21 protein-coding genes are annotated in these 22,484 nt (G+C 72.9%); 11 read left to right on the top strand and 10 right to left on the bottom strand.

Features of this window, described 5'->3' with window-relative positions; genetic code table 11:
- The 5 genes from IE108_RS32615 to hisC form a co-directional block, all read left to right on the top strand.
- Window positions 1–1,471, top strand: a 1,471-nt coding sequence (locus IE108_RS32615; RefSeq protein ID WP_189397819.1) for a thioesterase domain-containing protein, incomplete at its 5' end; no start/stop codon positions are given.
- Between the two features lie 35 nt (window positions 1,472–1,506).
- A complete protein-coding gene (locus IE108_RS32610) occupies window positions 1,507–2,754 on the top strand; it encodes an MFS transporter (protein WP_064732252.1) in 1,248 nt (415 codons plus the stop codon).
- Between the two features lie 37 nt (window positions 2,755–2,791).
- A complete protein-coding gene (locus IE108_RS32605) occupies window positions 2,792–4,132 on the top strand; it encodes an aminotransferase-like domain-containing protein (protein WP_064732253.1) in 1,341 nt (446 codons plus the stop codon).
- Window positions 4,133–4,162: 30 nt separating this feature from the next.
- Window positions 4,163–5,398 carry a cytochrome P450 gene (locus IE108_RS32600; protein WP_064732254.1) on the top strand — a complete coding sequence of 412 codons (1,236 nt, stop codon included), beginning with the start codon at window positions 4,163–4,165 and terminating at the stop codon, window positions 5,396–5,398.
- Between the two features lie 23 nt (window positions 5,399–5,421).
- A complete protein-coding gene (hisC, locus tag IE108_RS32595; RefSeq protein WP_064732255.1) occupies window positions 5,422–6,528 on the top strand; it encodes a histidinol-phosphate transaminase in 1,107 nt (368 codons plus the stop codon).
- A gap of 60 nt (window positions 6,529–6,588) precedes the next feature.
- Here hisC and rfbH read toward each other — a convergent pair whose 3' ends face one another.
- Window positions 6,589–7,887, bottom strand: a complete 1,299-nt coding sequence (gene rfbH / locus IE108_RS32590; protein ID WP_064732256.1) for a lipopolysaccharide biosynthesis protein RfbH — start codon at window positions 7,885–7,887, stop codon at window positions 6,589–6,591.
- A 210-nt stretch (window positions 7,888–8,097) separates the two neighbouring features.
- On the opposite strand from rfbH, the gene IE108_RS32585 reads away from it, so the two are divergent.
- The 3 genes from IE108_RS32585 (at window position 8,098) to IE108_RS32575 (ending at window position 10,049) form a co-directional block, all read left to right on the top strand.
- Window positions 8,098–8,280 (top strand): DUF5302 domain-containing protein, encoded by a 183-nt coding sequence (locus IE108_RS32585; RefSeq protein ID WP_064732257.1) that lies wholly within the window; start codon window positions 8,098–8,100, stop codon window positions 8,278–8,280.
- 304 nt (window positions 8,281–8,584) lie between these two features.
- Window positions 8,585–9,502, top strand: a complete 918-nt coding sequence (gene mca, locus IE108_RS32580; protein WP_064732258.1) for a mycothiol conjugate amidase Mca — start codon at window positions 8,585–8,587, stop codon at window positions 9,500–9,502.
- An 82-nt stretch (window positions 9,503–9,584) separates the two neighbouring features.
- Complete coding sequence (locus IE108_RS32575; RefSeq protein ID WP_064732259.1) at window positions 9,585–10,049, top strand: nuclear transport factor 2 family protein; 465 nt, start codon at window positions 9,585–9,587, stop codon at window positions 10,047–10,049.
- A 485-nt stretch (window positions 10,050–10,534) separates the two neighbouring features.
- Here IE108_RS32575 and IE108_RS32570 read toward each other — a convergent pair whose 3' ends face one another.
- Together IE108_RS32570 and IE108_RS32565 are read right to left on the bottom strand one after the other, a co-directional pair.
- Window positions 10,535–11,065, bottom strand: coding sequence for a hypothetical protein (locus IE108_RS32570; RefSeq protein ID WP_159394660.1), 531 nt, complete (start codon window positions 11,063–11,065; stop codon window positions 10,535–10,537).
- A gap of 67 nt (window positions 11,066–11,132) precedes the next feature.
- Entirely contained in the window at window positions 11,133–12,485 is a 1,353-nt protein-coding gene (locus IE108_RS32565; protein WP_064732262.1) for a lysine N(6)-hydroxylase/L-ornithine N(5)-oxygenase family protein, read from the bottom strand.
- Window positions 12,486–12,783: 298 nt separating this feature from the next.
- Between IE108_RS32565 and IE108_RS32560 the strand changes: the two genes are divergently transcribed.
- A complete protein-coding gene (locus IE108_RS32560) occupies window positions 12,784–13,428 on the top strand; it encodes an FMN-binding negative transcriptional regulator (protein ID WP_064732263.1) in 645 nt (214 codons plus the stop codon).
- A gap of 21 nt (window positions 13,429–13,449) precedes the next feature.
- On the opposite strand, the gene IE108_RS32555 is transcribed toward IE108_RS32560, so the two are convergent.
- From IE108_RS32555 to IE108_RS32525, 7 genes are all read right to left on the bottom strand, one after another.
- Window positions 13,450–14,133 carry an LmbU family transcriptional regulator gene (locus IE108_RS32555; protein ID WP_229852611.1) on the bottom strand — a complete coding sequence of 228 codons (684 nt, stop codon included), beginning with the start codon at window positions 14,131–14,133 and terminating at the stop codon, window positions 13,450–13,452.
- Window positions 14,134–14,382: 249 nt separating this feature from the next.
- Window positions 14,383–15,537 carry an acetylornithine transaminase gene (locus tag IE108_RS32550; RefSeq protein WP_079163958.1) on the bottom strand — a complete coding sequence of 385 codons (1,155 nt, stop codon included), beginning with the start codon at window positions 15,535–15,537 and terminating at the stop codon, window positions 14,383–14,385.
- 59 nt (window positions 15,538–15,596) lie between these two features.
- Window positions 15,597–16,562: an acetylglutamate kinase gene (argB, locus tag IE108_RS32545; protein ID WP_064732265.1), complete on the bottom strand. Its 966-nt coding sequence runs from the start codon at window positions 16,560–16,562 to the stop codon at window positions 15,597–15,599.
- Window positions 16,559–17,710, bottom strand: coding sequence for a bifunctional glutamate N-acetyltransferase/amino-acid acetyltransferase ArgJ (gene argJ, locus IE108_RS32540; protein WP_064732266.1), 1,152 nt, complete (start codon window positions 17,708–17,710; stop codon window positions 16,559–16,561). The genes argB and argJ overlap by 4 nt, the downstream gene beginning before the upstream one ends.
- Entirely contained in the window at window positions 17,707–18,735 is a 1,029-nt protein-coding gene (gene argC, locus IE108_RS32535) for an N-acetyl-gamma-glutamyl-phosphate reductase (protein WP_064732267.1), read from the bottom strand. The genes argJ and argC overlap by 4 nt, the downstream gene beginning before the upstream one ends.
- 59 nt (window positions 18,736–18,794) lie before the next feature.
- Window positions 18,795–19,973 (bottom strand): serine hydrolase domain-containing protein, encoded by a 1,179-nt coding sequence (locus IE108_RS32530; protein WP_064732268.1) that lies wholly within the window; start codon window positions 19,971–19,973, stop codon window positions 18,795–18,797.
- A gap of 199 nt (window positions 19,974–20,172) precedes the next feature.
- Window positions 20,173–20,919, bottom strand: coding sequence for a thioesterase II family protein (locus IE108_RS32525; protein ID WP_064732269.1), 747 nt, complete (start codon window positions 20,917–20,919; stop codon window positions 20,173–20,175).
- Window positions 20,920–21,465: 546 nt separating this feature from the next.
- Here IE108_RS32525 and IE108_RS32520 point away from each other — a divergent pair.
- Together IE108_RS32520 and IE108_RS32515 are read left to right on the top strand one after the other, a co-directional pair.
- A complete protein-coding gene (locus tag IE108_RS32520) occupies window positions 21,466–21,681 on the top strand; it encodes an MbtH family protein (RefSeq protein ID WP_064732270.1) in 216 nt (71 codons plus the stop codon).
- A 73-nt stretch (window positions 21,682–21,754) separates the two neighbouring features.
- Window positions 21,755–22,456, top strand: a complete 702-nt coding sequence (locus tag IE108_RS32515) for an LmbU family transcriptional regulator (RefSeq protein ID WP_229852604.1) — start codon at window positions 21,755–21,757, stop codon at window positions 22,454–22,456.
- The last annotated feature ends 28 nt before the right edge of the window (window positions 22,457–22,484 follow it).

Genomic DNA, 22,484 nt, shown 5'->3' with positions numbered 1-22,484 from the left:
CGGCCGCCCGGACCTGACCGCGGAACGCTTCGTCGCCGACCCCTTCGGCCCTGACGGCGGGCGTATGTACCGCACGGGTGACCTGGCCCGCTGGTCGGCCGGTGGCCTGCTGGAGTTCGTGGGGCGGGCCGACGACCAGGTCAAGATCCGCGGCTTCCGCATCGAACTCGGCGAGATCGAGGCCGTACTGGGCCGCCACCCCGGACTCGCCCAGGTCGCCGTCATCGCCCGCGAGGACCAGCCCGGCGACAAACGCCTCACCGCCTACCTCGTCGGGCCGGACGGGGACACCACCGTGGACACCGAAGCCGTACGCGCCCATGCGGCCGGCCTGCTCCCCGAGTACATGGTCCCCACCGCCTTCATCGTCCTCGACCAACTCCCCCTGACCAACAACGGCAAAGTCGACCACCGGGCCCTCCCTGCTCCTGACTTGCCGTTGGCGGCCGGAACGGGACGGGGACCGCGCGACCCGCGCGAGGAGATCCTCTGCGGCCTGCTCGCCGAAGTCCTCGACGTCCCCGCCGTCGGCATCGACGACAGCTTCTTCGAACTCGGCGGCCACTCCCTCCTCGCCACCCGCCTCGTCAGCCGCATCCGGGCCGCCCTCGGCGTGGAACTGCCGGTGCGGGCCCTCTTCCAGGCGCCCACCGTCGCCGCCCTCGCCCAGCAGTTGGACCGGGCACCCGGAAGTTCCCCGGGCGAGTCGCTGGGGGTCCTGCTTCCGCTGCGGGCCGAGGGGGACCTGGATCCGCTGTTCTGCATCCACCCGGCGATCGGGCTCAGTTGGGCCTACTCCGGGCTCCTCGGCCATCTGGACCGCAGGCAGCCGCTGTACGGCCTGCAGGCCCGCAGGTTCAGCGAGCCGGACGCCCCGGCGCCCGGACTGGAGGAGATGGTCGAGGACTACCTGAACGAGATCCGGACGGTCCGGCCCTCCGGCCCGTACGCGCTCCTGGGCTGGTCCTTCGGCGGGATCGTGGCGCACGCCGTCGCGGTCCGCCTCCAGGAGGAGGGCGAGGAGGTCGCTCTGCTCGCCCTGATGGACAGCTACCTGCCCACCGACGGCTGGGAGGGCGAGCGGTTGTCGTACGACAGCCCGGGGGTGCTGAGCGCCATCGCCGAGTCCGTCGGGCACGACCCGACATCGCCCGACAGTCCGCTCGCCGGGCTCGGCACGGACGAGTTCTCGGCGCTGGTCGAAGTGTTCGTGAACACGGCCAACTTGAGCGACCGCATCCGTGTCGGCGAGTTCACGGGCGACATCCTGTTCTTCGCCGCGGCGGCCGACCGGACGGACGGCGATCCCACCCCCGACGTCTGGTCCCCGTACACGAGCGGACGCGTGGAAGTCCATGCCATCGACTGCGTGCACGGCGCCATGACCGAACCACGTCCGCTGTCCGAAATCGGGCGGATCCTGGCCGCGAGGCTGGCTGTCCCGGAAACAGATCCTCAGGAGAACCGTTGAAAGTCATCGGCAAAGAGAAGGAAGCCCAGCCGCACTTGGGCAGCAGCTTCAACAAGGTGTGGGTGGCCACGATCGCCTCGTCCCTGGGCGACGGCGTCCAGATGGCCGCACTGCCCCTGCTCGCCGTCCACCTGACCAGTGATCCGCTGCTCATCGGCGCGGTCGGCGCCATCGGCACCCTGCCGTGGTTCCTGTTCGGCCTGCCGGCCGGCGCGCTGGTGGACCGGTGGGACCGCAGGAAGGTGATGCTCCGCGCGGACCTCGTCAGGATCGTCGTCCTCGCCCTGCTCGCGGTCGCCGTACTGACCGACCAGGCCAGTATCGGCCTGCTGATCGTGGCGGGCTTCGCCCTCGGCTGCGGAGACATCTTCTTCGACATCGCCGCACAGGCGGTCATGCCGGTGGTCGTCTCCGGGGAGCGGGCGCTCATCCGGGCCAACAGCCGCATCTCGGCGGCGCAGATCAACGGCGAGCAGCTCACCGGGCCGCCGCTCGGCGGTGCGCTCTTCTCCCTGTCGCAGGCCCTGCCGTTCGTCGGGAACGCGATCTCCTTCCTGGTCAGTGCCGTCTTCGTCGGTTCGCTGAAGGGCGACTTCGGCAACGCCCCGACCGAGGAGCCGACCCGCAAGAACCTCCGCGCCGAGGTCGCGGAGGGACTGCGCTGGCTGCTGAGGCATCGCGTGCTGCGCGCACTGGCGGGCACCGCCGCCATCGGCAACCTCGTCTTCACCGCCAAGATGGCGCTGCTGGTCCTGCTCGCCAAGAACCAGCTCGGACTCGGTGACATCGGGTACGGCCTGCTGCTCAGCTCGACCGCCGTCGGTGCCTTCATCGGCAGCTTCATGTCCTCCTCGATCTCCAAGAAGATCCAGGTCGGCAGCATGCGATGCGTCGGCATGACCGTGGAGGGCCTGGCGGTCGTGGGGCTCGGCCTGACCGGCAGCCCCTGGGTGGCCGGCGCGATGATGGCCACCATCGGCTTCTCGATGAGCGTCCAGATCGTCATCGTCGGCGCGCTGCGGCAGCGTCTCGCCCCGCCGGAGATCCGTGGACGCGTGATGTCCGCGAGCCGGCTGATCTCGCTGATGGGCGCACCCTTCGGCGGCATCCTCGGCGGCTACCTCGCCGCCGAGTTCGGTCTGAAGGCGCCCTTCGTCATGGGCGGCCTCCTCATGGTCGCGGTGGCCCTCGTCACGCTGCCCGCGCTCAGCAACCGCTCCATCCAGGAAGCGACCGAGGAAGCCACCACCCCGGCACCGGAGCCGGACGCCGCGCTGAAGTAGCCGCGGGACCGCCGTTCCTCCCAGGAAGCGAGGTTGCATGAACGACAGTGGAGTGGACCTCCTGGCCGCCGATCTGAGCACGGACCGCCTGCACGCGGCGCTCCGGGATCCGGCGCTCGCCTCCATGAACTTCCTGAACGAGGTGGCCGGCCGCTTCCCGGACGCCATCTCGCTCGCCGCCGGCCGCCCGAGTGAGGACTTCTTCGACGTCGAGGACCTTCCCCGGTATCTGCGGACCTTCTGCGACCACCTCGCGGCCGAGCGGGGCGCGAGCCCGGAGGCCGTCCGCCGCACCCTCTTCCAGTACGGCCGGACCAAGGGCATCATCCACGAGCTGCTCGCCCGCAACCTCGCCCGCGACGAGGGGGTCGACGTCGACCCGGAGTCGATCGTCGTCACGGTCGGCTGCCAGGAGGCGATGTTCCTGGTGCTCCGGGCGCTGCGCACGGACGAGCACGACGTCGTGCTGTCGGTGTCACCGGGATACGTCGGACTGGCCGGCGCCGCGCGGCTGGTGGACATGCCCGTCCGGCCGGTGCGGGAGACCGACGACGGCGTCGACCTCGACCACCTCGTCGAGCAGATCACGCGGGCACGGGCCGCCGGGCAGCGGCCGCGGGCCTTCTACCTGGTCCCGGACTTCGCCAACCCCTCCGGGTCCAGCCTCGGCCTGGAGGCCAGGAAGAGGCTGCTGGACATCGCGGCGGAGCACGACCTGCTGATCCTGGAGGACAACCCGTACGGTCTGTTCCAGGCCGAGGACGGCCGGCGCCCGCCCACACTCAAGGCCCTCGACACGTCGCGGCGGGTCGTCTATCTCGGCTCGCTCGCCAAGACCTGCTTTCCCGGAGCCCGGATCGGCTACGTGGTCGCGGACCAGCGCGTGGCCGGTGCGGACGGGGGCCCCGTGCTCTTCGCGGACGAACTGTCCAAGATCAAGAGCATGCTCACCGTCAACACCCCGCCCCTGGCCCAGGCCATCGCGGGAGGCAAGCTGCTGGAGCACGACTGCAGTCTCGTCGAGGCGAACACCCGTGAGAAGCGGCTCTACGGCCGGAACCTGCGGCTGCTGCTGGACGGGCTGCGCCGGCGGTTCCCCCCGGGAGGTGACCACCGGGTCTCGTGGAACACGCCCGGCGGCGGATTCTTCGTCGTGGTCACCGTCCCCTTCGTCGCCGACGACGCGGCACTGGAGTACGGGGCCGCCAAGTACGGCGTGCTGTGGACGCCCATGAGCCATTTCTACGACGGCCGCGGCGGCGAGCACCAACTGAGGCTCTCCGTGAGCGTGGTGTCGCCGGACGAGATCGAAGCGGGACTGGACCGACTGGCGACGCTGACAGCCGATCTCACCGGCGCGGGAAAACCCCCGCGGTAGTCACCCATCCTGACAAGACCAGGAGCTTCGATGCCGGACAAGGGCATATTCGACGACGATCTCGACAGCGTGGACCTCACGGACCCGCACACCTTCCTGCGCACCGGCATGGATGACTTCTGGCGCCGCGTCCGGGCCGAGCGGCCCGTGTACCTGCACCCGGCCACGGACCGCGGCTCCGCGTTCTGGGTGGTGTCGCGCTACGACGACGCCATGGCCGTGCTGCGGGACCCCGAGCGGTACAGCTCGCGCCCCGGGAACATGATGTCCTCGCTGCACAAGCCAGGCGGGGACCCGGCGGCCGGCAAGATCCTGGCACTCACCGACGCACCGCGGCACAACGCCATGCGGACGATCCTGCTCAAGGCGTTCAGCCCCCGGATCCGCCAGGGGGTGACGGACAAACTGCAGCAGCGGGTCGACCACGTCCTCGGCCCCGCCGTCGGCACCGGCCCCTTCGACTTCGCCAAGGAGGTCGCGGAAGTGATCCCCATGGGGACCATCTGCGATCTGCTGGGCTTCCCGCCGGCGGACCACAAGTACGTCCTCGACCTGAGCCGGGAGGCGGTCAGCGCGGACGACGAGGGGCAGACCGAGGAGGACGTCTGGCTCTCGCGCAACGAACTCCTCGTCTACTGCCAGGAGATCATCGAGGCCCGCCGCGAGGACCCGCAGGACGACCTGATCAGCGCGATGGCCACCTGCCGGATCAACGGCGAGCCGATGACCGACGACGAGGTGGTCCTCAACTGCTACGGATTCATCCTCGCGGGCGACCACACCAGCCGCCTGGCCATGGTCGGAGCCGTGCTCGCCTTCGCCCAGCACCCCGACCAGTGGCGGGCACTCAAGGAGGGCCGCGTCACGATCGCCTCCGCGGTCGAGGAGATCGTGCGCTGGACGACACCGGCCATGCACATCGGACGCACCGCGACCGCCGACGCCACCCTCGGCGGCCGGACCGTCCGCGAGGGCGACCACGTCATCCTCTGGAACACCTCCGCGAACCGCGACGAGAGCGTCTTCACGGACCCGGACCGCTTCGACCTGGCGAGGACGCCCAACAAGCACCTGGGCTTCGGCTACGGGCCCCACTTCTGCTTCGGCTCCTACCTTGGGCGGGCCGAGATCACCGCCGTACTGAACACCCTGGTCGACCGGGTCGACCGGATCGACCTCACGGGCGACCCCAAGCCGCTCTACTCGACGTTCCTCCGCGGATACAGCAGCCTGCCGGTCTCCCTCGTCCCCAGGCCCACCGACTGAAACGACGCCCGAGGAGAACGAGCATGTCCGCCCACCCCGCCACCACCGGCCTGCCCGGGCAGCTGCCCCGCATCCGTTCCGCGCTGGACGAACTGGTGAGCTTCCGGCAGAGCGAGCCCATCCGCTCACCCGAGGGCCACTACTTCCCGCTGGCCGCGAACGAGTCCCCCCACGAGCCGCTCCCCGCGGTGGTGCGGGCGATCCACGAGGCGGCGCTGGGCGTCAACCGCTACCCGGACAACGCCTGCGCCGACCTGATCTCCGAGATCTCCGCGCGCCTCGCCGTGCCGGAGGACGACATCGCCGTCGGCTGCGGCTCCGTCGGCGTCGCCCAGATGCTCCTGGAGGCGGTCGCGGAGCCCGGCGCCGAGGTCCTCTACGCCTGGCGGTCGTTCGAGGCGTACCCGATCCTGACCCGGCTCGCCGGCGCCACGCCCGTCGAGGTCGCGCTCAAGGACGGGACGCACGACCTCGACGCGATGGCCGCGGCGATCACCGACCGGACGCGGCTCGTCTTCGTCTGCAACCCCAACAACCCCACGGGGACGGTGCTCCACCGACCCGAACTGGAGGCCTTCCTCGACCGGGTCCCCGCCGACTGCCTGGTCGTCGTCGACGAGGCCTACCGCGAGTACGTACGCGACGACGGGGTCCCCGACGGCCTGACCCTCCGCCCCGGGCGCCCCAACGTGGTGGTCCTGCGCACCTTCTCCAAGGCCTACGGCCTGGCCGGCCTCCGGGTCGGCTTCGCGGTCGGGCACCCGGCCGTGGCCGACGCCCTGCGCAAGGCCTGCCCGCCCTTCAGCGTGAACGGCGTCGCCCAGGCGGCGGCGATCGCCGCACTCCGGGAGCAGGACGCCATGACGGCCCGCGTGGAGAGCACGGTCAAGGAACGCGAGCGCGTCCACCACACCCTGGCCGGACAGGGCTGGCACACCACCCCCAGCAGCGCCAACTTCCTCTGGCTCGACCTCGGCGACGGGACCGGCGACTTCGCCGGCCACTGCGCGTCGGCGGGCGTGGCGCTCCGCCCGTTCGCCGGCGAGGGAGTCCGCGTCTCGATCGGCTCCCCCGCGGAGAACGACGCCTTCCTCGCGGCGGCGGCGTCCTTCCGGCGGACCCGCGGCTGAGCACCGGCCGGGGGGAGCGCGGCCTGCGGGGCGCCCTCCCCGCGGGGAGGGCGCGGCCCGTCAGCCGCGGGCGGTGAACTCCCGCACGGAGGCGATCACGTAGTCCAGCATCTCCTCCGTCAGCCCGGGATACACCCCGATCCAGAACGTCTGGTCCGTGATCAGATCGCTGTTGACCAGCGGCTCGGCGATCCGGTGCGGCCGGTCGGCGTAGGCGGGGTGGCGGGTCAGGTTGCCCGCGAAGAAGCGCCGGGTGTGGATCCTGCGGGACTCCAGGAAGTCGACCAGCGCGGCCCGGCTGTAGGAGGCGTCCGGCGAGACGGTGATCAGGAAGCCGAACCAGCTCGGGTCGCTGTCCGGGGTGGCCTCCGGCAGCAGCAGGCCGGGCAGCCCCTCCAGCCCTTCCCGCAGGTGCCGCCAGTTGCGGCGGCGGGCCGCGCCGAACTCGTCGATCCGGCTCAACTGGCTGAGCCCCAGGGCCGCCTGGAGGTCCGTCGCCTTCAGGTTGTACCCGACGTGGGAGAAGATGTACTTGTGGTCGTAGCCGTGCGGCAGCTTGCCCATCTGCTGGTCGAAGCGCTTCATGCACCGGTTGTCCTCGCCCGGCTCGCACCAGCAGTCCCGGCCCCAGTCCCGGAAGGACTCCACGATGCGGGCCAGGGCCAGGTTGCCGGTCAGCACACAGCCGCCCTCGCCCATCGCGATGTGGTGCGCCGGGTAGAAGCTCGTCGTGGACAGGTCGCCGAAGGAACCGGTGCGCCGGCCCCGGTAGGTGGAGTCCACCCCGTCGCAGTTGTCCTCGACGAAGAACAGGCCGCGGTCTTCCGCGAGTTGGGCGATCTCCTCGGCCTGGAAGGGGTTGCCGAGCGAGTGCGCGATCATGATCGCCCGGGTCCGGGGACCGATGGCGGCGGCGATCCGCTCCGGCGTGGTGTTGTAGGTGCCCAGCTCGACGTCGACGAAGACCGGCACCAGCCCGTTGTGCAGGATCGGGCTGACCGTGGTCGGGAACCCGGCGGCCACCGTCACGACCTCGTCGCCGGGCTTGAGCCGCTGCTCCTCCAACTGCGGTGAGGTCAGCGAGCTGAGCGCCAGCAGGTTCGCGGACGACCCCGAGTTCGTCAGGTGCGCCTTGCGGGTGCCGATGAACCGGGCGAACTCGCGCTCGAAGCGCCGGGAGGAGGTCCCGGCCGCGATCCGCAGATCCAGCGCGGCCGACACCAGCGCCAGCCGGTCCTCGGCGCTGAGCACCGCCCCCGAGACCTGCACGGGGCTGACACCGGGCACGAACGGCCCCGGAGCCTGCTCCCGGTGGTACTCACGGACGAGCTCCTCGATCCGGTCTTTGGTCTCGCCCATGCCCGTTCCTTCCAGATGGCACCGATGACGGAATTCCGAGCGTAGAACCGGGGCCGCATGGGATCGCCTGAGTACTGGTCGAATATCACCGGTCCCCGGCTCCTTTCCCGAGGGCTGGCGTAATTCCGTCGCCGGGCGTCGGCGGCCCCTCCCGGCCGGCCGCGACGACTGTCACAGTGAATCAGCTCGACAACTCGCATGGAGGTACGCATGACCGAACAGCCGGAGCAGAACGCCACCGAGACCGAGGCCCGCCGCAAGTTCCGTCAGGCCCTGGAACGGAAGGCCAACAACGCCCGATCCCAGCGTGCGCACCTGGAAAGCCGCCTGAAGATCAAGGGCAGCGGAGCCGTCAACAACGGCACCCGGCAATTCCGCCGCAAGTCCGGCTGACTTTCCCGGCACGGCCGAAGGGCCGCGGCGCCTCTCCCCACGAGAGGTGCCGCGGCCCTTTTTTGGCGCCACGCCCACGGGGCGTTTCTGGAGTATCCCTCGAGAAGGGTCGGAGAACGGCTCGAAAAACGTCCTCCGGAGGCATGAGATCCGGCCGAGTCGGCGTGTTCGGGCGGCCCTTTCCGGCGCGTTCGGCGCATTGTCCGCCCGCCCGCCGCCCTGTGGTGGATCTCGACCGGTTCTCAAGTCGCCTTCCATAGGGTCTCGTGCGGCAGCGACCACAACCCGAGGGAGAGGAGGCTCCATGACCGGTACGACACGGCTCAGGCTGATGGCGGTCCACGCCCACCCGTCCGACGAATCCGGGAACGGCGCGGCGTCCCTGGCGAAATACGCCGCGGAGGGCGCCGAAGTACTCGTGGTCACCTGTACCGGAGGGGAACGGGGCACCGTTCTCAACCCGGCGCACCCGCTCCCCGCGGGCCCGGCCGGCCTGGGCGCGACCCGCGCCCGCGAGACGGCGCGCGCCAGCCGCGTCCTCGGCGTGGCCCAGTGCTGGCTCGGCTATCCGGACTCCGGGCCCGCCGAGCCCGGCGAACCCCTGCCCGCTGACGGATTCTCCGGCGCCGACCTCACGGCCGCGACCGGCCGCCTCGTGCGGCTGATCCGGAGCTTCCGTCCGCACGTCGTCACCACCCACGAAGGGGAGGGCGTCCACCCGCACCCCGACCACCTCATGGCCCACCGCGTCACGGCGGCGGCCTTCACCGCCGCCGGCGACCGCGCGGCCCACCCGGGCGCCGGGCCGCCCTGGCAGCCGCTCAAGCTGTACTACGGCCACGCCTCCCACCCGGCCCGCAGCACCGCGCTGCACCTGGCCCTGCGACGGCGCGGCGCCACCCTGCCGTACACGCCGCCGCCCGGCGAACCGGTCCACCAGCCGCACCTGACGACCCGGGTGCCGTGCGCCGAGTACTTCCCCCGCCGCGACCGCGCCCTCCTCGCCCACGCCTCGCAGGTCGACCCGTACGGCCCCTGGTTCGCCGTGCCGACCACCGTGCAGCAGGAGGTCTGGCCCACCGAGGACTACACGCTGGCACGCTCCCTGGTGCCGGTCGAGCTGCCGGAACACGACCTGTTCGCCGGCATCACCACGACGGGCGACATCACCGCCCCCGCCGCCCCGGCCCCGCACCGGGAGAGCGCCCTCACGACACCGTGACGACCGGCGCCCCGCCCGCCACCGAGGGCGGGAGCGCCCCACCCCGCGTCCCCCGACCCCGAGGGGAACGGAGGCCGATACCATGACCGCCGAGCTGACGGGCACCGCCGAACCACCCTCCGGCAGCCTGGAGTTCGCCGCCCTCTACGCCGAGGCGCAGCACTTCTACGCGCACCAGATGCGGATCCTGGACGCGCACGACACCGAGAGCTGGGCGGACACCTTCACCGAGGACGCCGTCCTGGAGCTCCCGACCATGCCCGGCCCGGCCCGCGCCCACGCCGCACTCACCCACTACGTGCGCGTGGGCGCCGCCCGGCGGCGGCGGGCCGGCGGCCGGCTCGACCACTGGGTGGGCATGCTCGACGTCCGGCCCCGGGCGGACGGGTCGCTCAGCACCCGCTGCTCCGCCCTCGTGTACGCCACCCCGAGCGGAGGCGGCCCCAAGATCCTGTACGTGTGCGTCATGGAGGACGTCCTCGTACGCACCCGCGGCGGCACCTGGCGCGCCGCCCACCGCCGCGTCGTCCGCGACGACCTGGCCTAGCACCTCCGGGGCGCATGGGGCCTCCGGCGCGCCCAGGCCCTCCCGGCGCGCATGGGCCGAGGCCGGCGTCAGGCCCGTGTCAGGGCCGTGTGACGGGTCCCGTGCATGCTGGGGCGGGGCCGCGTGGCCCCTCCACCGCACACATTCCGCGAACACCCGGGAAGCACCTGCAGCGAGAACGGCCAGACGCCGAGGAGGCAGCCATGCCGGACCCCGACCCGGTACCGCACCCGCCACGCGCGGAGATCGCCTCCCGGGCCTGGGCCGAGGCGCTGGCGATGGCCGGCGCCGGCCCGGAGCCCGCCCACCGCGCCCCGGGAGAACTCGTGGCCGCCGCGCTGCGGGCGCACCTCGGGCTGACGCGGGAACTGGGACGCAGCGTCCCGGTCGCCGCCCTCGGCCCGGACGGCGGTGTCCCGGGGCTCGCCGCCTTCCTCGCGGTCTACGCCGCCCGCCCGCAACGGTGCGACGACCGGGCGGGCGACTCAGCGACGCCCGCCGAACGAGGCCAGGACGTCGTCGAGTTCACGGCTGTGGACGGTGACCGACTCGGCGGTGACCGCCGCCGCGTCGAGCACCGCGAGCACGGACCGCAGGGTGTCGACCCCGGTGTCGCCCGCCATCTCGAGGGTGAGGGTCGGGACGTGGCTCCGCACGTCGCCCAGGCCGGGGCCTGACCCGGCGCCGAAGACGGCACCGGCCCGGTCGAGCGCGAACGCGTCGGCGAACCGCAGCCGGATGAGACCCGGGGGCGGCGCGGCCGGCCGCTCACCGGCCCCGCCGGTCCGCCCGCCGGGCGCCGGCCGCCCGCGCCGCCCGTCGGCGTCGGCCAGGGCGCGCAGCAGGACGAGTCGGGCCTCCGGCGAGAGGCAGCCGACGAGACGGCGGGCGAGTCCGTGGGCCTCCTCCCCGCCGCCGCGGGCCGCGACGGTCAGCTCGCGCCCCCAGACCGCCGGCGTCGGTGTGCCGGGATGGCGGCTGTCCCCCAGGGGTTGAGCCCGGAGCTCTCGTGTCACGGGCACTGCCCTCGCCTTCGCTCGATGGTCGTCTTCGGCCCGGAGGCCGCCCCCTGGGTGTGCCCTCTCAGGCGACCGGCGGTGCCACCTCCACGGGACGGTCGCGCTCCAGCTCCCGCTCGGTGCGCCGCAGCACGATCGAGTCGGCGATCTCACCGCTGCGCACCGCGATGTTCGACAGCAGGGACGACGACAGCCCGTGGCTGTGCTCGGTGCCGCCCTGGAGGTAGACCCCGCAGGTCAGGTCCGTGGCCGGGACGAGGCGGTAGTCGCGTTCCAGGCGGTGCCGGCCGGCCGCGTCCCGCCGGAAGTGCCGGTCGAAGTCGCCGAGCAGCCGGACCGGGTCCAGGCCGTCGTAGCCGGTGGCGAAGACCAGCGCGTCGACGGACAGGTCCTCCGTCCGGTCGTCGAGCAGCGAGCGCAGCACCACCCGGGTGGTGCTCCCGGACCGTTCGACCTCGGCGACCCGGGTCAGGTTGCGGAAGTGCAGCCGCCTGGTGCCGCGCACCTCCTCGTCGTACGTGCGCTGGTGCAGGTCCCGGATGACGTCGGCGTCGACCACCGAGTAGTTGGTGTTGCGGTGGTAGCGCCAGAAGGCGTCCCGTCCCCGGTCGGTGCCGAAGTAGTAGTCGTCGACGGCGGCGGGGTCGAACACCTGGTTGGCGAACGGGGTGTCGTCGGCGACGGAGTAGCCGTACGACGGGACGACGGCGCAGACCTGCGCGTGCGGCAGCGCGTCGTGCAGGAAGCGGGTGATCTCGGCGGCGCTCTGGCCGGCGCCCACCACCGCGACGCTCTTGAGGTCGTCCGGCGACTGCGCGTTGAACCTGCTGAGGAACTGGGAGCTGTGCCAGACCCGTTCGTCGGCCGTCACCCCCTCCGGCAGCCGCGGCACCAGGCCGGTGGAGATGGCTACGTTGCGCGCGGTGACCACCCGGGTCGTACCGTCGGCGGTGCGCGCCTCGACCTCCAGGAGGTCGGGCGAGAGGCCGTTCCCGTCGCTGCCGGGCCGGATCGCGGTGACCTCGGCGCCGTAGGTGACCCGGTCGGAGAGGCCGGAGGCGGCCCACTCCAGGTACTGGTGGAACTCCTGCCGGGTCGGGAAGAAGTCCTGGTTGTTCACGAACTGCACGAGCCGGTCGGAGGCGTGCAGATACGAGATGAAGCTGAACCGGGACATCGGATTCCTGAAGGTCGCCAGGTCCTTCAGGAACGAGATCTGCATGGTCGTCGACGGCAGCAGCATGTTCCGGTGCCAGCCGAAGGTGGGCTGCCGCTCGAAGAAGTGGGACGTGACCGGATGCCGCGGAGCGCTCGCCCCGTGCTCCTCCAAGGCGATCGCGAGCGACAGGTTGGACGGGCCGAACCCGATTCCGACCACGTCGAGGATCTCTTCGTTGCGCCTGCCAGTTATGCCCATGGAAATTCTCCCGATTGCGTCTGGAAAACTCGGCCGGTGGCCCGAGAGACCGTCTGCAGTGTTGCCTCGGAAAGTGCTCGAAGGCAACTGGAATGGCACATGAGGGCCGCTGGAGGGCGACTTGAGTCTCCCTGGACCGGCAGAGCGTTGTCCTGTCGACGGGACGGAGCTACGTTCGGCGGGAATTCCCGAAACTCCGCATGGTGCGGCCGATGACATGGGTGTCCGGAGCAGTGCGATCCGTCATGCCCGAAACCGGAGCCGTGCGTCGAGTCAACTGCCGAAGAGGTGAAACCTCATGTTCGTGCCCAGTTTTTATCGCGAACCGAGCAATTCGTGGATGGTGGACCTGATCCGTGGTAATCCGCTGGCCCTCGCGGTGGCCAACGGACAACCCGACGAGGGGCCGTTCGCCACGCATCTGCCGGTCATCTTCGACCCCGACCACCCCCTCGACCGCGACGACGACCTGACCGGCGCCACCCTGCTGGGGCACATGAACCGGGCGAATCCGCACTGGGGCTCGCTGGAGACGGGCGGCGTGCTGCTGCTGACGTTCACCGGCCCGCACTCGTACGTGTCGCCCACCGTCTACGAGGTGACGCCGGCCGCCCCGACCTGGAACTTCACCGCGGTGCACGTCCGGGGCGTGGTGGAGAAGCTCGACTCGACGGACGAGACGCTCGCCGTGGTGCAGTCCACCGTGCGTGCCTTCGAGGGGGAGTTCGGCAACGGCTGGGACATGACGGATTCGCTCGGCTACTTCCGCAAGATCGCACCGGGCGTCGGTGCCTTCCGGTTCACGGTCACCGGGGCCGAGGGCATGTTCAAGCTCAGCCAGGAGCAGCCAGGCGAGGTGCGCGATCGGGTCAGGGAGTCCTTCGGGCAGAGCGGGTGCGTGCACAAGCGCGGGACCGCGGGGCTGATGAGCCGGCTGCCGTGACGTGCCGCGTGCGCCGGACGGTCAGGCGCTGACGGCCACCGGCCGGGTCCGTCCGACACGGCCCTCGGGGCGCACCCCGTCCCCGGGGGCGTCCGCGGACCCGGCCGGCGGCGTGCCGCACCCGAGCCCGGGGGTGTGCGCGGCCCCCTCCGGTCCGGCCGACGCCTCCAGGGCGCTGGCGGCCGCGGTGTCCAGCGTGGCCGTGACCCACTCCTCGAAGTCGACGCCCGACTGCTCGGCGGCCTTGTGCCACCACTGCAGGCGGCTGCCCGGCACCTCCAGGCGCCGGCTCGGTTCGACGGCGGTGGAGGGCCCCGGCGCGCTCGGGCGCGTGGCGCGGACCGCGCCGCGCAGCTGCTTGGTGGTCCACTGCCGCTCCTCGGCCCGGTCGAGCCAGAGGTCCTGCTCCTCGGGGGGCATGGAGGCCAGTTCGGCGTGGTGCTGGAAGCTCAGGTCGGGCCGGCGCCGGCTGAGGTCGAAGCGGCGCGAGACCCACGCGTAGTTGCGCAGCGTCTGGTAGGAGAGGCCGACGGCGCGGATCCCGCGCTGGTACCGGTCGGTGTAGTGGTCCTTGCCGTACACCAGCCAGTCGCCGAGCCACCAGGAGGACGAGTCGAGGACGTCGGCGAGCTGGCGGCCGGCCCGCTCCCACTCGTCGTAGGCCATCCCGGCCGGCATCCGCAGGCCCACTTTGGTCGTCAGCACCTGACCTCGGCGCGGCGCGGCCCCGGCGGGGCGCGGCTGCCGGGACGGGGGCTGCGGGAGAGCGGTTGCCGGGCCGCCCTGCGACCCCGCGGTCTGTCCGGCCTGACGCGCCATCATGCCTCCATGGGAAGGGTGCACACAACTGGCGAGAAATCTCGCAGGGCTGGCTGGAAGGACGTCGGAGCCGCGCTCGAACGGCTGTACGGTGCATCTATTCGGGCGCCGGCTCCGCCCGCTGTCACGGGGACCTCAGGCCGCCCTCCGCCCCTCCTCGAGCACCTCGGCGAGCGCCGCCCCGAAGCCGTCGAGGAAGACCTCCACCTCGCGATCCGAGACGGTCAGCGGCGGAGCGAGCCGGACGACGTCCGCCGCCACCGCGTTCACCAGCAGCCCGCGCTCCTGGGCCGCCCGCTGCACGCGCGCGGCATGGGCCCCGTCGAGCACGACGCCCAGCAGCAGACCGGCACCGCGCACCTCGCGCACCAGCGGGTGGTCCGGGCCCTCCAGGGCGTGCCGCAGCCGCCGCCCCGCCCGGCGAACGTTGCCGAGGACGCCCGTCCGCTCGATGGTGTCCAGCACGGCGAGGGCGGCCGCGCACACCACGGGATTGCCGCTGAAGGTGGAACCGTGCGTGCCGGGCGTGAGCAGCCCGGCCGCCGGGCCGAAGGCGAGCGTCGCACCGATGGGCAGGCCGCCGCCCAGCCCCTTGGCGAGGGTGACCACGTCGGCCTCGACCCCCTCGGCCTGGGCCGCGAACCAGTGCCCGGTGCGCCCGACGCCGGTCTGGATCTCGTCCAGGACCAGGAGCGTTCCCGTCGCCGCCGTGATCTCCCGGGCGGCGCGCAGATAGCCGGGCGGCGGCACGATCACGCCGTTCTCGCCCTGCAGCGGCTCCAGCACCAGCAGCGCGGTGCGCGCGGTGACGGCGGCGCGCAGCGCCCCGACGTCGCCGTACGGCACATGGCTGACGTCTCCCGGCAGCGGCCGGAACGGGTCCTGCTTGGCGGGCTGTCCGGTCAGCGCCAGGGCGCCCATGGTGCGGCCGTGGAAGCCGCCGGCCGCCGCCACCATGTGGGTGCGGCCGGTGAGCCTGCCGATCTTGAAGGCCGCCTCGACGGCCTCGGCACCGGAGTTGGAGAAGTACACCCGGCCACGGCGCCCGGCGAGCCCCAGCAGCCGCTCGGCCAGGCGCACCGTCGGCTCGGCGACGAACAGGTTCGAGACGTGGCCCAGCGAGGCCGCCTGCTCGGACAGGGCCCGCACGACCGCCGGGTGCGCGTGACCGAGCGCGTTGACCGCGATGCCCCCGACGAAGTCGAGGTACTCGTTGCCCTCCGCGTCCCAGACCCGGGTGCCCCGCCCCCGCACCAGAGGCAGCCGGGGAGTGCCGAAGTTGTCCATCATGACGTCCTGCCAGCGCCTGGTCAGCGCCGCGTTGCCCGCCTCGGGGGCCTCGCCGCCGCTCACGCCGTCGCCCCCTCGGCACCGTCCGCGCCGTCCGGCACGACCACCGTTCCGGCGTCCTCGTCGGTGAAGATCGGCAGCAGGACGGAGTGCTTGACCCGGCCGTCGACGATCCGTGCGCTGCGCACCCCGTTGGTCACGGCGTACAGGCAGCCCTCCATCTTGGGCACCATCCCGGAGGCCAGCCGGGGCAGCAGCGCGGTCAGTTCGCGGGCGGTCAGGCGGGGGATCACCTCGTCGGCGTGCGGCCAGTTCGCGTACAGGCCCGCGACGTCCGTGAGGATCAGCAGCGCCTCCGCCCCGAGCGCGGCGGCCAGCGCCGCGGCGGCGGTGTCGGCGTTGACGTTGAACACCCCGCCCCCCGCGGCGTCCTTGTCGTCCAGGGGCCGGGCGATGGACGAGATGACGGGGATGCGTCCGTCGGCGATGAGGGCGCGCACCGCGCCGGTGTCGACGTGGACGACCTCGCCGACGCGGCCGATGTCGACCGGCTTCCCGCCGGCACTCGCGTAGCGCTTGACGGCCGTCATCAGGCGGGCGTCCTCACCCGTCATGCCCACCGCGTGCGGACCGTGCTCGTTGAGCAGCCCGACCAGCTCGCGCTGCACCTGTCCGGCGAGGACCATCCGTACGACGTCCATGGTCTCGTCGGTGGTGACCCGCAGGCCGCCCTCGAACCGGGACTCCAGGCCGAGCCGGCGCAACTGCGCGCTGATCTGCGGTCCGCCGCCGTGCACCACGACCGGGTGCAGGCCCGCGTGCCTGAGGAACAGGACGTCCTTGGCGAAGGCGGCCTTCAGCCCGTCGTCGACCATGGCGTTGCCGCCGAACTTGATCACGACGGTCTTGCCGCGGTGGCGCGCCAGCCAGGGCAGCGCCTCGACGAGAGCACGGGCCTTGGGCAGGGCCGCGGGCCCGCCGCAGCGGTCGGCGCCGGACGGCCGGGGGGAATCGGAAGCGCTCATGAGGAGTACTCGCTGTTCTCGTGGACGTAGTCGGCGGTGAGGTCGTTGGTCCGGATGACGGCGGAGTCCTTGCCGGCGGCGAGGTCCACGGTGACGCGGACCGTGCGGCCGGTCATGTCGACCAGCGCGCGGTCCTCGCCGACGGACCCGTCCCTGCACACCCACACGTCGTTGATCGAGACGCTCAGCCGGTCCGGCTCGAAGGCGGCGGAGGTGGTGCCGACGGCGGAGAGCACCCGGCCCCAGTTGGGGTCCTCGCCGTGCACGGCGCACTTGAGGAGGTTGTTGCGCGCGACGGAACGGCCCACCTCGACGGCGTCGTCCTCGCTCGCGGCGCCCACGACCTCGACGTGGATCTCCTTGCTCGCGCCCTCGGCGTCCGCGACGAGCTGCGCGGCCAGGTCGGCGCAGACCTCCCGCACCGCCTCGGCGAAGCAGGCGGGATCCGCGGCGGTCCCGGCGGCGCCGGACGCCAGCAGCAGCACGGTGTCGTTGGTGGACATGCAGCCGTCGGAGTCGACCCGGTCGAAGGTGAGCCGGGTGGCCTCGCGCAGCGCCCGGTCCAGGGCCGCGGCGTCCACGTCGGCGTCCGTGGTGAGCACCGCGAGCATGGTGGCGAGGCCCGGCGCGAGCATCCCGGCGCCCTTGGCCATGCCGCCCACGGTCCAGCCGTCCCGGGTGACGGACGCCGTCTTGGGCACGGTGTCCGTCGTCATGACGGCGCGCGCCGCGTCCTGGCCGCCGTCCGGCGACAGCCCGGCCACGGCCTCGTCGACGCCGGGCAGCAGCCGGTCCATGGGCAGCGGCACGCCGATGAGCCCGGTGGAGCAGACCGCCACGTCGGCGCCGTCCACGCCGAGGCGGCCGGCGGCGCGTTCGGCGGTGGCGAGGGTGTCCTGGTAGCCCCGTGGCCCCGTACAGGCGTTGGCACCACCGGAGTTGAGGACGACCGCGCGCAGCGCGCCGTCGGCGAGGACCTCGCGGCTGTACCGGACCGGCGCGGCCTGCACGCGGTTGGCGGTGAACACGCCGGCGGCGGCGTCGCGCGGCCCGTCGTTGACGACGAGGGCCACGTCCCGGCCCCCACCGCTCTTGATGCCGGCGGCGACGCCCGCCGCCCGGAAGCCGCGTGCCGCGGTGACGCTCACGGTGCGACTCCGATCGTGGAGAGCCCCAGAGGTTCGGGCAGGCCGAGCGCGAGGTTCATGCACTGCACGGCCGCGCCCGCGGTGCCCTTGGTGAGGTTGTCGATGGCACTGATCGCGACGATCCGTCCGGCCGCCGCGTCGAGGACCACCTGGACCTGCGCGGCGTTCGATCCGTACACGGCCGCCGTGCTCGGCCACTGCCCCTCGGGCAGCAGCCGGACGAACGGCTCGTCGCCCAGCGCCTTCTCGTAGGCGGCGCGCACGTCGTCCGGGCCGGCACCGGGCAGCGCCGGAGCCGAGCAGGTGGCGAGGATGCCGCGGGGCATGGGGGCCAGGGTCGGGGTGAAGGAGACGGAGACCGGGCGGCCGGCCACCCCGCCGAGGTACTGCGCCATCTCCGGCGTGTGCCGGTGGCCGCCGCCGACGCCGTAGGGCCGCATGGAGCCCATGACCTCGCTGCCGAGCAGGTCGGCCCTGGGCGCCCGGCCGGCGCCGGACGTGCCGGACGCCGCGACGACCACCGCCTCGGGCCCGGCGAGCCCGCCGGCGTACGCGGGGAACAGGGCCAGCAGGACCGCGGTCGGGTAGCAGCCCGGCACCGCGATCCGCCGCGCCCCGGCCAACGTGGCTCGGACTCCTGGCAGTTCGGGCAGGCCGTACGGCCAGCTGCCCGCGTGCGGTGTGCCGTAGAACGCCTCCCAGACCGCCGCGTCCGACAGCCGGAAGTCCGCGCCGCAGTCGACGACGAGGGTGTCCTCGCCCAGCCGCTCGGCGACGGCCGCCGAGTGGCCGTGCGGCAGGGCCAGGAAGACGACGTCGTGCCCGGCGAGGGCCTCGGCCGTGGTGGGCAGCACCTCCCGTTCCGCCAGCGGGGCCAGGTGCGGCTGGAGCGCCCCCAGCCGCAGGCCCGCGCTGGACTGGCCGGTCAGCGCACCGATCTCCACGCCGGGGTGGGCCAGCAGCAGGCGCAGAAGTTCGCCTCCCGCGTAGCCGCTGGCCCCGGCGACGGCTGCTCGCACGGTCATAAACCCTCCTGGGGGACAGGCATGTCGTTCTCACACGTCGTGGGGGTGCCGTCGCGGCGTCAGCCGGAGGTCGGCTCGCAGAACTCGGCGTTCAGCGTGGGCAGGAGCTGGGAGACCTCCCAGTCGCCGTTGTAGTTGAACGTGAACTGGTGGCTGCCGTCCTCGGTGGTGGCGGCGAACGTGAGGGAGCCGACCGTGCCGCCGTCGTGGTACCAGAGGGACGTGCCGCAGCTCATCTCCAGCCGCTCGATGCCCAGTCCGTACGAGGAGATCGGCAGGTCGGGGTTGACGACCGTGGTCTTCAGCTCCGCGAGCTGGCGGGGCGGCAGCAGCGTGCCGCGCATCAAGGCCCGGTAGAAGCGGTTGAGGTCGCCGGCGCTGGAGATGATGTCGCCGTCGCCCCAGACCTGGGAGCCGTCGAAGGCGGTGACGTCGTCGATCCGGTCCGGCCGGGTGTCGAAGAAGAGCTTCGAGTACCCGCGGCCGCTCGGCCGGGGCGGCACGGTGCTCGCACCGGGGTGGGACGTCGCCCCGAGCCCCAGGGGCCGGATGATGCGCCTGCGCACCTCCTGCTCGTACGACCCGCCACCGATCCTCTCGACGATCAGCGCGGCCAGCAGGTCGTTGGTGTGCGAGAACGCGTGCCGGGCACCGGCCGGGAACAGCGGCGGGTGGGAGAAGGCCACCGCCAGGCGGTCCCCGGGGGTCAGGGTGTCGTAGCGGTGCCGCAGGAAGCCGTCGCCCAGCACGTACTTCTGGTAGTAGGACGGCTCGGAGAGGTAGTCGAACAGGCCGCTGGTGTGGTTCAGGAGCTGCCGCACGGTGACCGTCCGGCCGTCGTTGCCGTTGCCCGCGACCACGCCGGGCAGGTGCCGCTCGACCGTGTCGTCCAGGGAGAGCTTCCCCTCCGCCGCCATCTGCAACAGGACCGTCGCCACGAAGGTGCTGGTGATGCTGCCGACGCGGAACCGGTCGGCCGCGCCGCGCGCCTTGCCCGTGCGCAGGTCGCCCACGCCCGCCGCCGTGCGCCAGACCCCGTCGGCGTCCCGCGCCTCGGCCGCGACGCCGGGCACGCCCGCCAGGACGGCGGCCTCGATCGCCCGCCGGGTCGCATCGTGGCCGGCCGCCGGGGCGGCCGGCCCTCGTGCCGCGCCGGCCGGGCCGGTCAGGGCCGTGGCCGTGATCACGACCGCCGCCAGGGCGACCAGGGCGGCTCTCGGTCTCACTCGTCTCGTCATTTCGTGCTCCCCGTTGGTGTGTGCTCCGTGATGACCGGTGCCGTGCCCGGCGGTACGCCGGCGGCACCCTGGGCCGCCCGTGTTTCGGGCGTGGGTGGACGTGTTGGGACGGTGCGGGGCGCTGCCGTAGGACAGGCCCGCCCGGTGCGGGTGCGGGTGGCTCCCCGGAAGGGCCACCCCGTCCGAAGGGTGAGGCGGGTCAGGCGGGCCGCGCCGCGCCCGCCGCGTCGAGGGCCGTGGACGCGTCCCGTGCGATCTGCCGCAGCAGCGGCCCGGGATCGTCCTGGAAGTGGAAGTGACCGCCGTCGAAGACCCGCAGGCCCAGGAAGCGGCGGGAGTGCCGCGCCCAGCCGGCCATCCGCGGCGGCGGCGCCGAGTGGTCCTCGCGGCCCGCGTACGCCGACAGCGCCACGGGCAGCGGGGCGGCACCGGGCACCGGCCGCCAGGTGTCCACCAGGCGCAGGTCGCCCCGGATGATCGGGTCGAACAGGGCCCACAGCTCGGCGTCGCCGAAGATCTCGTCGGGCGTGCCGCCGAGCTGCCGCAGCCGGGCGCGCAGCTCGGCCTCCGACGGTTCCCGGTAGGTGCCGGCCGGCCGCGCCTCCTCCGGCGCGGTACGTGCCGAGATCCCGAGCCACACCGGCGGCGGCAGGCCCCGGTCGACGATCCGCCGGGTCATCTCGTACGTCACCAGGGCGCCCATGCTGTGCCCGAACAGGGCGTAGGGGGCGTCCAGATGGGGCTCGATGCCCCGCAGCAGGTGGTCTGCGAGCCGGCCGGCGTCCGGGATCCGCGGCTGGTCGAGCAGCAGGCCGTGACCCGGGGCGTCGAGCAGGCGCACGTCCCAGGAGTCCGGGAGCGCCGCGGGCCAGGTGCGGTACAGCAGGTGCGAACCCCCGGCGTGGTGCATGACGAACAGGCGCAGGGCCGGTCGGGTGCTGTCCATCGCTCTCCCTCGGATCGGGCCGCGCGTCCTCGCGCCACGGGGGGCGGGGGAGCGGCCGGCGGGGCCTGGGTCCGCGGACGCCGCCCCGTCCAGCGGATGTCGAGCCCGTCTCGAAGGCCCGGCGCGACAATGGGACGGAGGCCGCGCTCCTTGGCAGGGACCGCTGTGGACGGTACACGGACCGGCCGCCCGCCCGCGAGGGGTGCTCGAGGCTCTCCCGCGGGACGCGGGACGGGTGCGGGCGACCGGCCCGCATGCTGGCACAGCGGCCCGGCGAAGTACAGGAGATCCGGGCCGCCGCGGACCGGATCCGGGCGGCCCGTCCGCCGACCGGCCCGCCGCCCTTGAAGCACCGGCCGCCGATTCCTACGGTGACGTGGCAACGCCGGGGGCCGCCCCGACGCCGGATGTCCCGTCGACCGGACAGCCGAGTGTCCCGTCGACCGGACGTGCCGGCCGGCGGCCCTCCCGCCCGGTGCCTCTTCCGCACCGGCCCGGCGACATCCCATCCCGAGTCACCCCTGACGGTTAAAGGACGGTGCCCAGGTGAGCACGAACCCCTTCGACGACGAGAACGGCGGCTTCCGCGTAGTCGTCAACGACGAGGAGCAGCACTCGCTGTGGCCGGCCTTCGCCGAGGTGCCCGCCGGCTGGCGGGTCGTCTTCGGCGAGGCGGCCAGGTCCGAGTGCCTGGAGTACGTCGAGCGGCACTGGACCGACCTGCGGCCCCGGAGCCTGCGGGAGGCCATGGCGGCGGACTGAGCGCCGCGGCGCGGACGTTCCAGGCAAGCACTCTGAGTGGGGAGATGAAGTTGTGAGGGGCGCTGTGAGAACCGTGAGCGCGCGGCCTGCGGCAGGCGCCGGTGAGCCCGCGCAGCGCGATGTGGTCCTGTCCTTCGTGGGGTCCCAGACCACGGTCCGCAAGTCGGGAATGGTCTTCCCGGAGAACCTGCCGGAGCGGTCCTGGGAGCGCATCGGCAGCAATCTGCGCGAGCTGGTGAACTCCTCGGCGTGGTGGCTCGCCGACTGGCTGATCTACGGGGAGAGCACGTACGGCTGGCGGCGCTACAAGGAGGCGATCGAGCGCACCGGGCTCGACTACCAGACCCTGCGCAACTACGCGTGGGTGGCCCGGCGGTTCGAGCACCACCGCAGGCGCGACGCCCTCAGCTTCGCCCACCACGCCGAGGTGACCCGCCTGTCGCCGCCGGAGCAGGACTACTGGCTGCGCAAGGCCGAACAGCAGAAGTGGTCGCGCAACGAGCTGCGCCGGGCGGTCCGCGCGAGCCTGGCCGTGCAGAGCGGCACGGCCGAGGAGGCCGCGGGCGGCGACGAGCAGCAGGAGGTGACCCGGCTCCCCGAGCCGGCGGCCGGCAAGCGCCGCCAGAAGGTCACCACGCTCACCATCGAGCTGTCCGCCGACCAGTTGGACCACTGCGCGAAGGCGGCCGCCGCACACGGCCTGCCCGTCGACGAGTGGGTGGCCCGGACGCTGGAGAGCGCCGTCGCCCCCACCACCGAACGGCGCACCGCCTGACGGTGCCCCGCCCCGACGTCCCCGCCCG

This window comes from Streptomyces parvulus (assembly GCF_014648855.1).
Lineage (GTDB): Bacteria > Actinomycetota > Actinomycetes > Streptomycetales > Streptomycetaceae > Streptomyces > Streptomyces parvulus.
The sequence above is the reverse complement of the archived record's forward strand: the minus strand, read 5'-3'. Positions and strand labels throughout refer to the sequence as shown.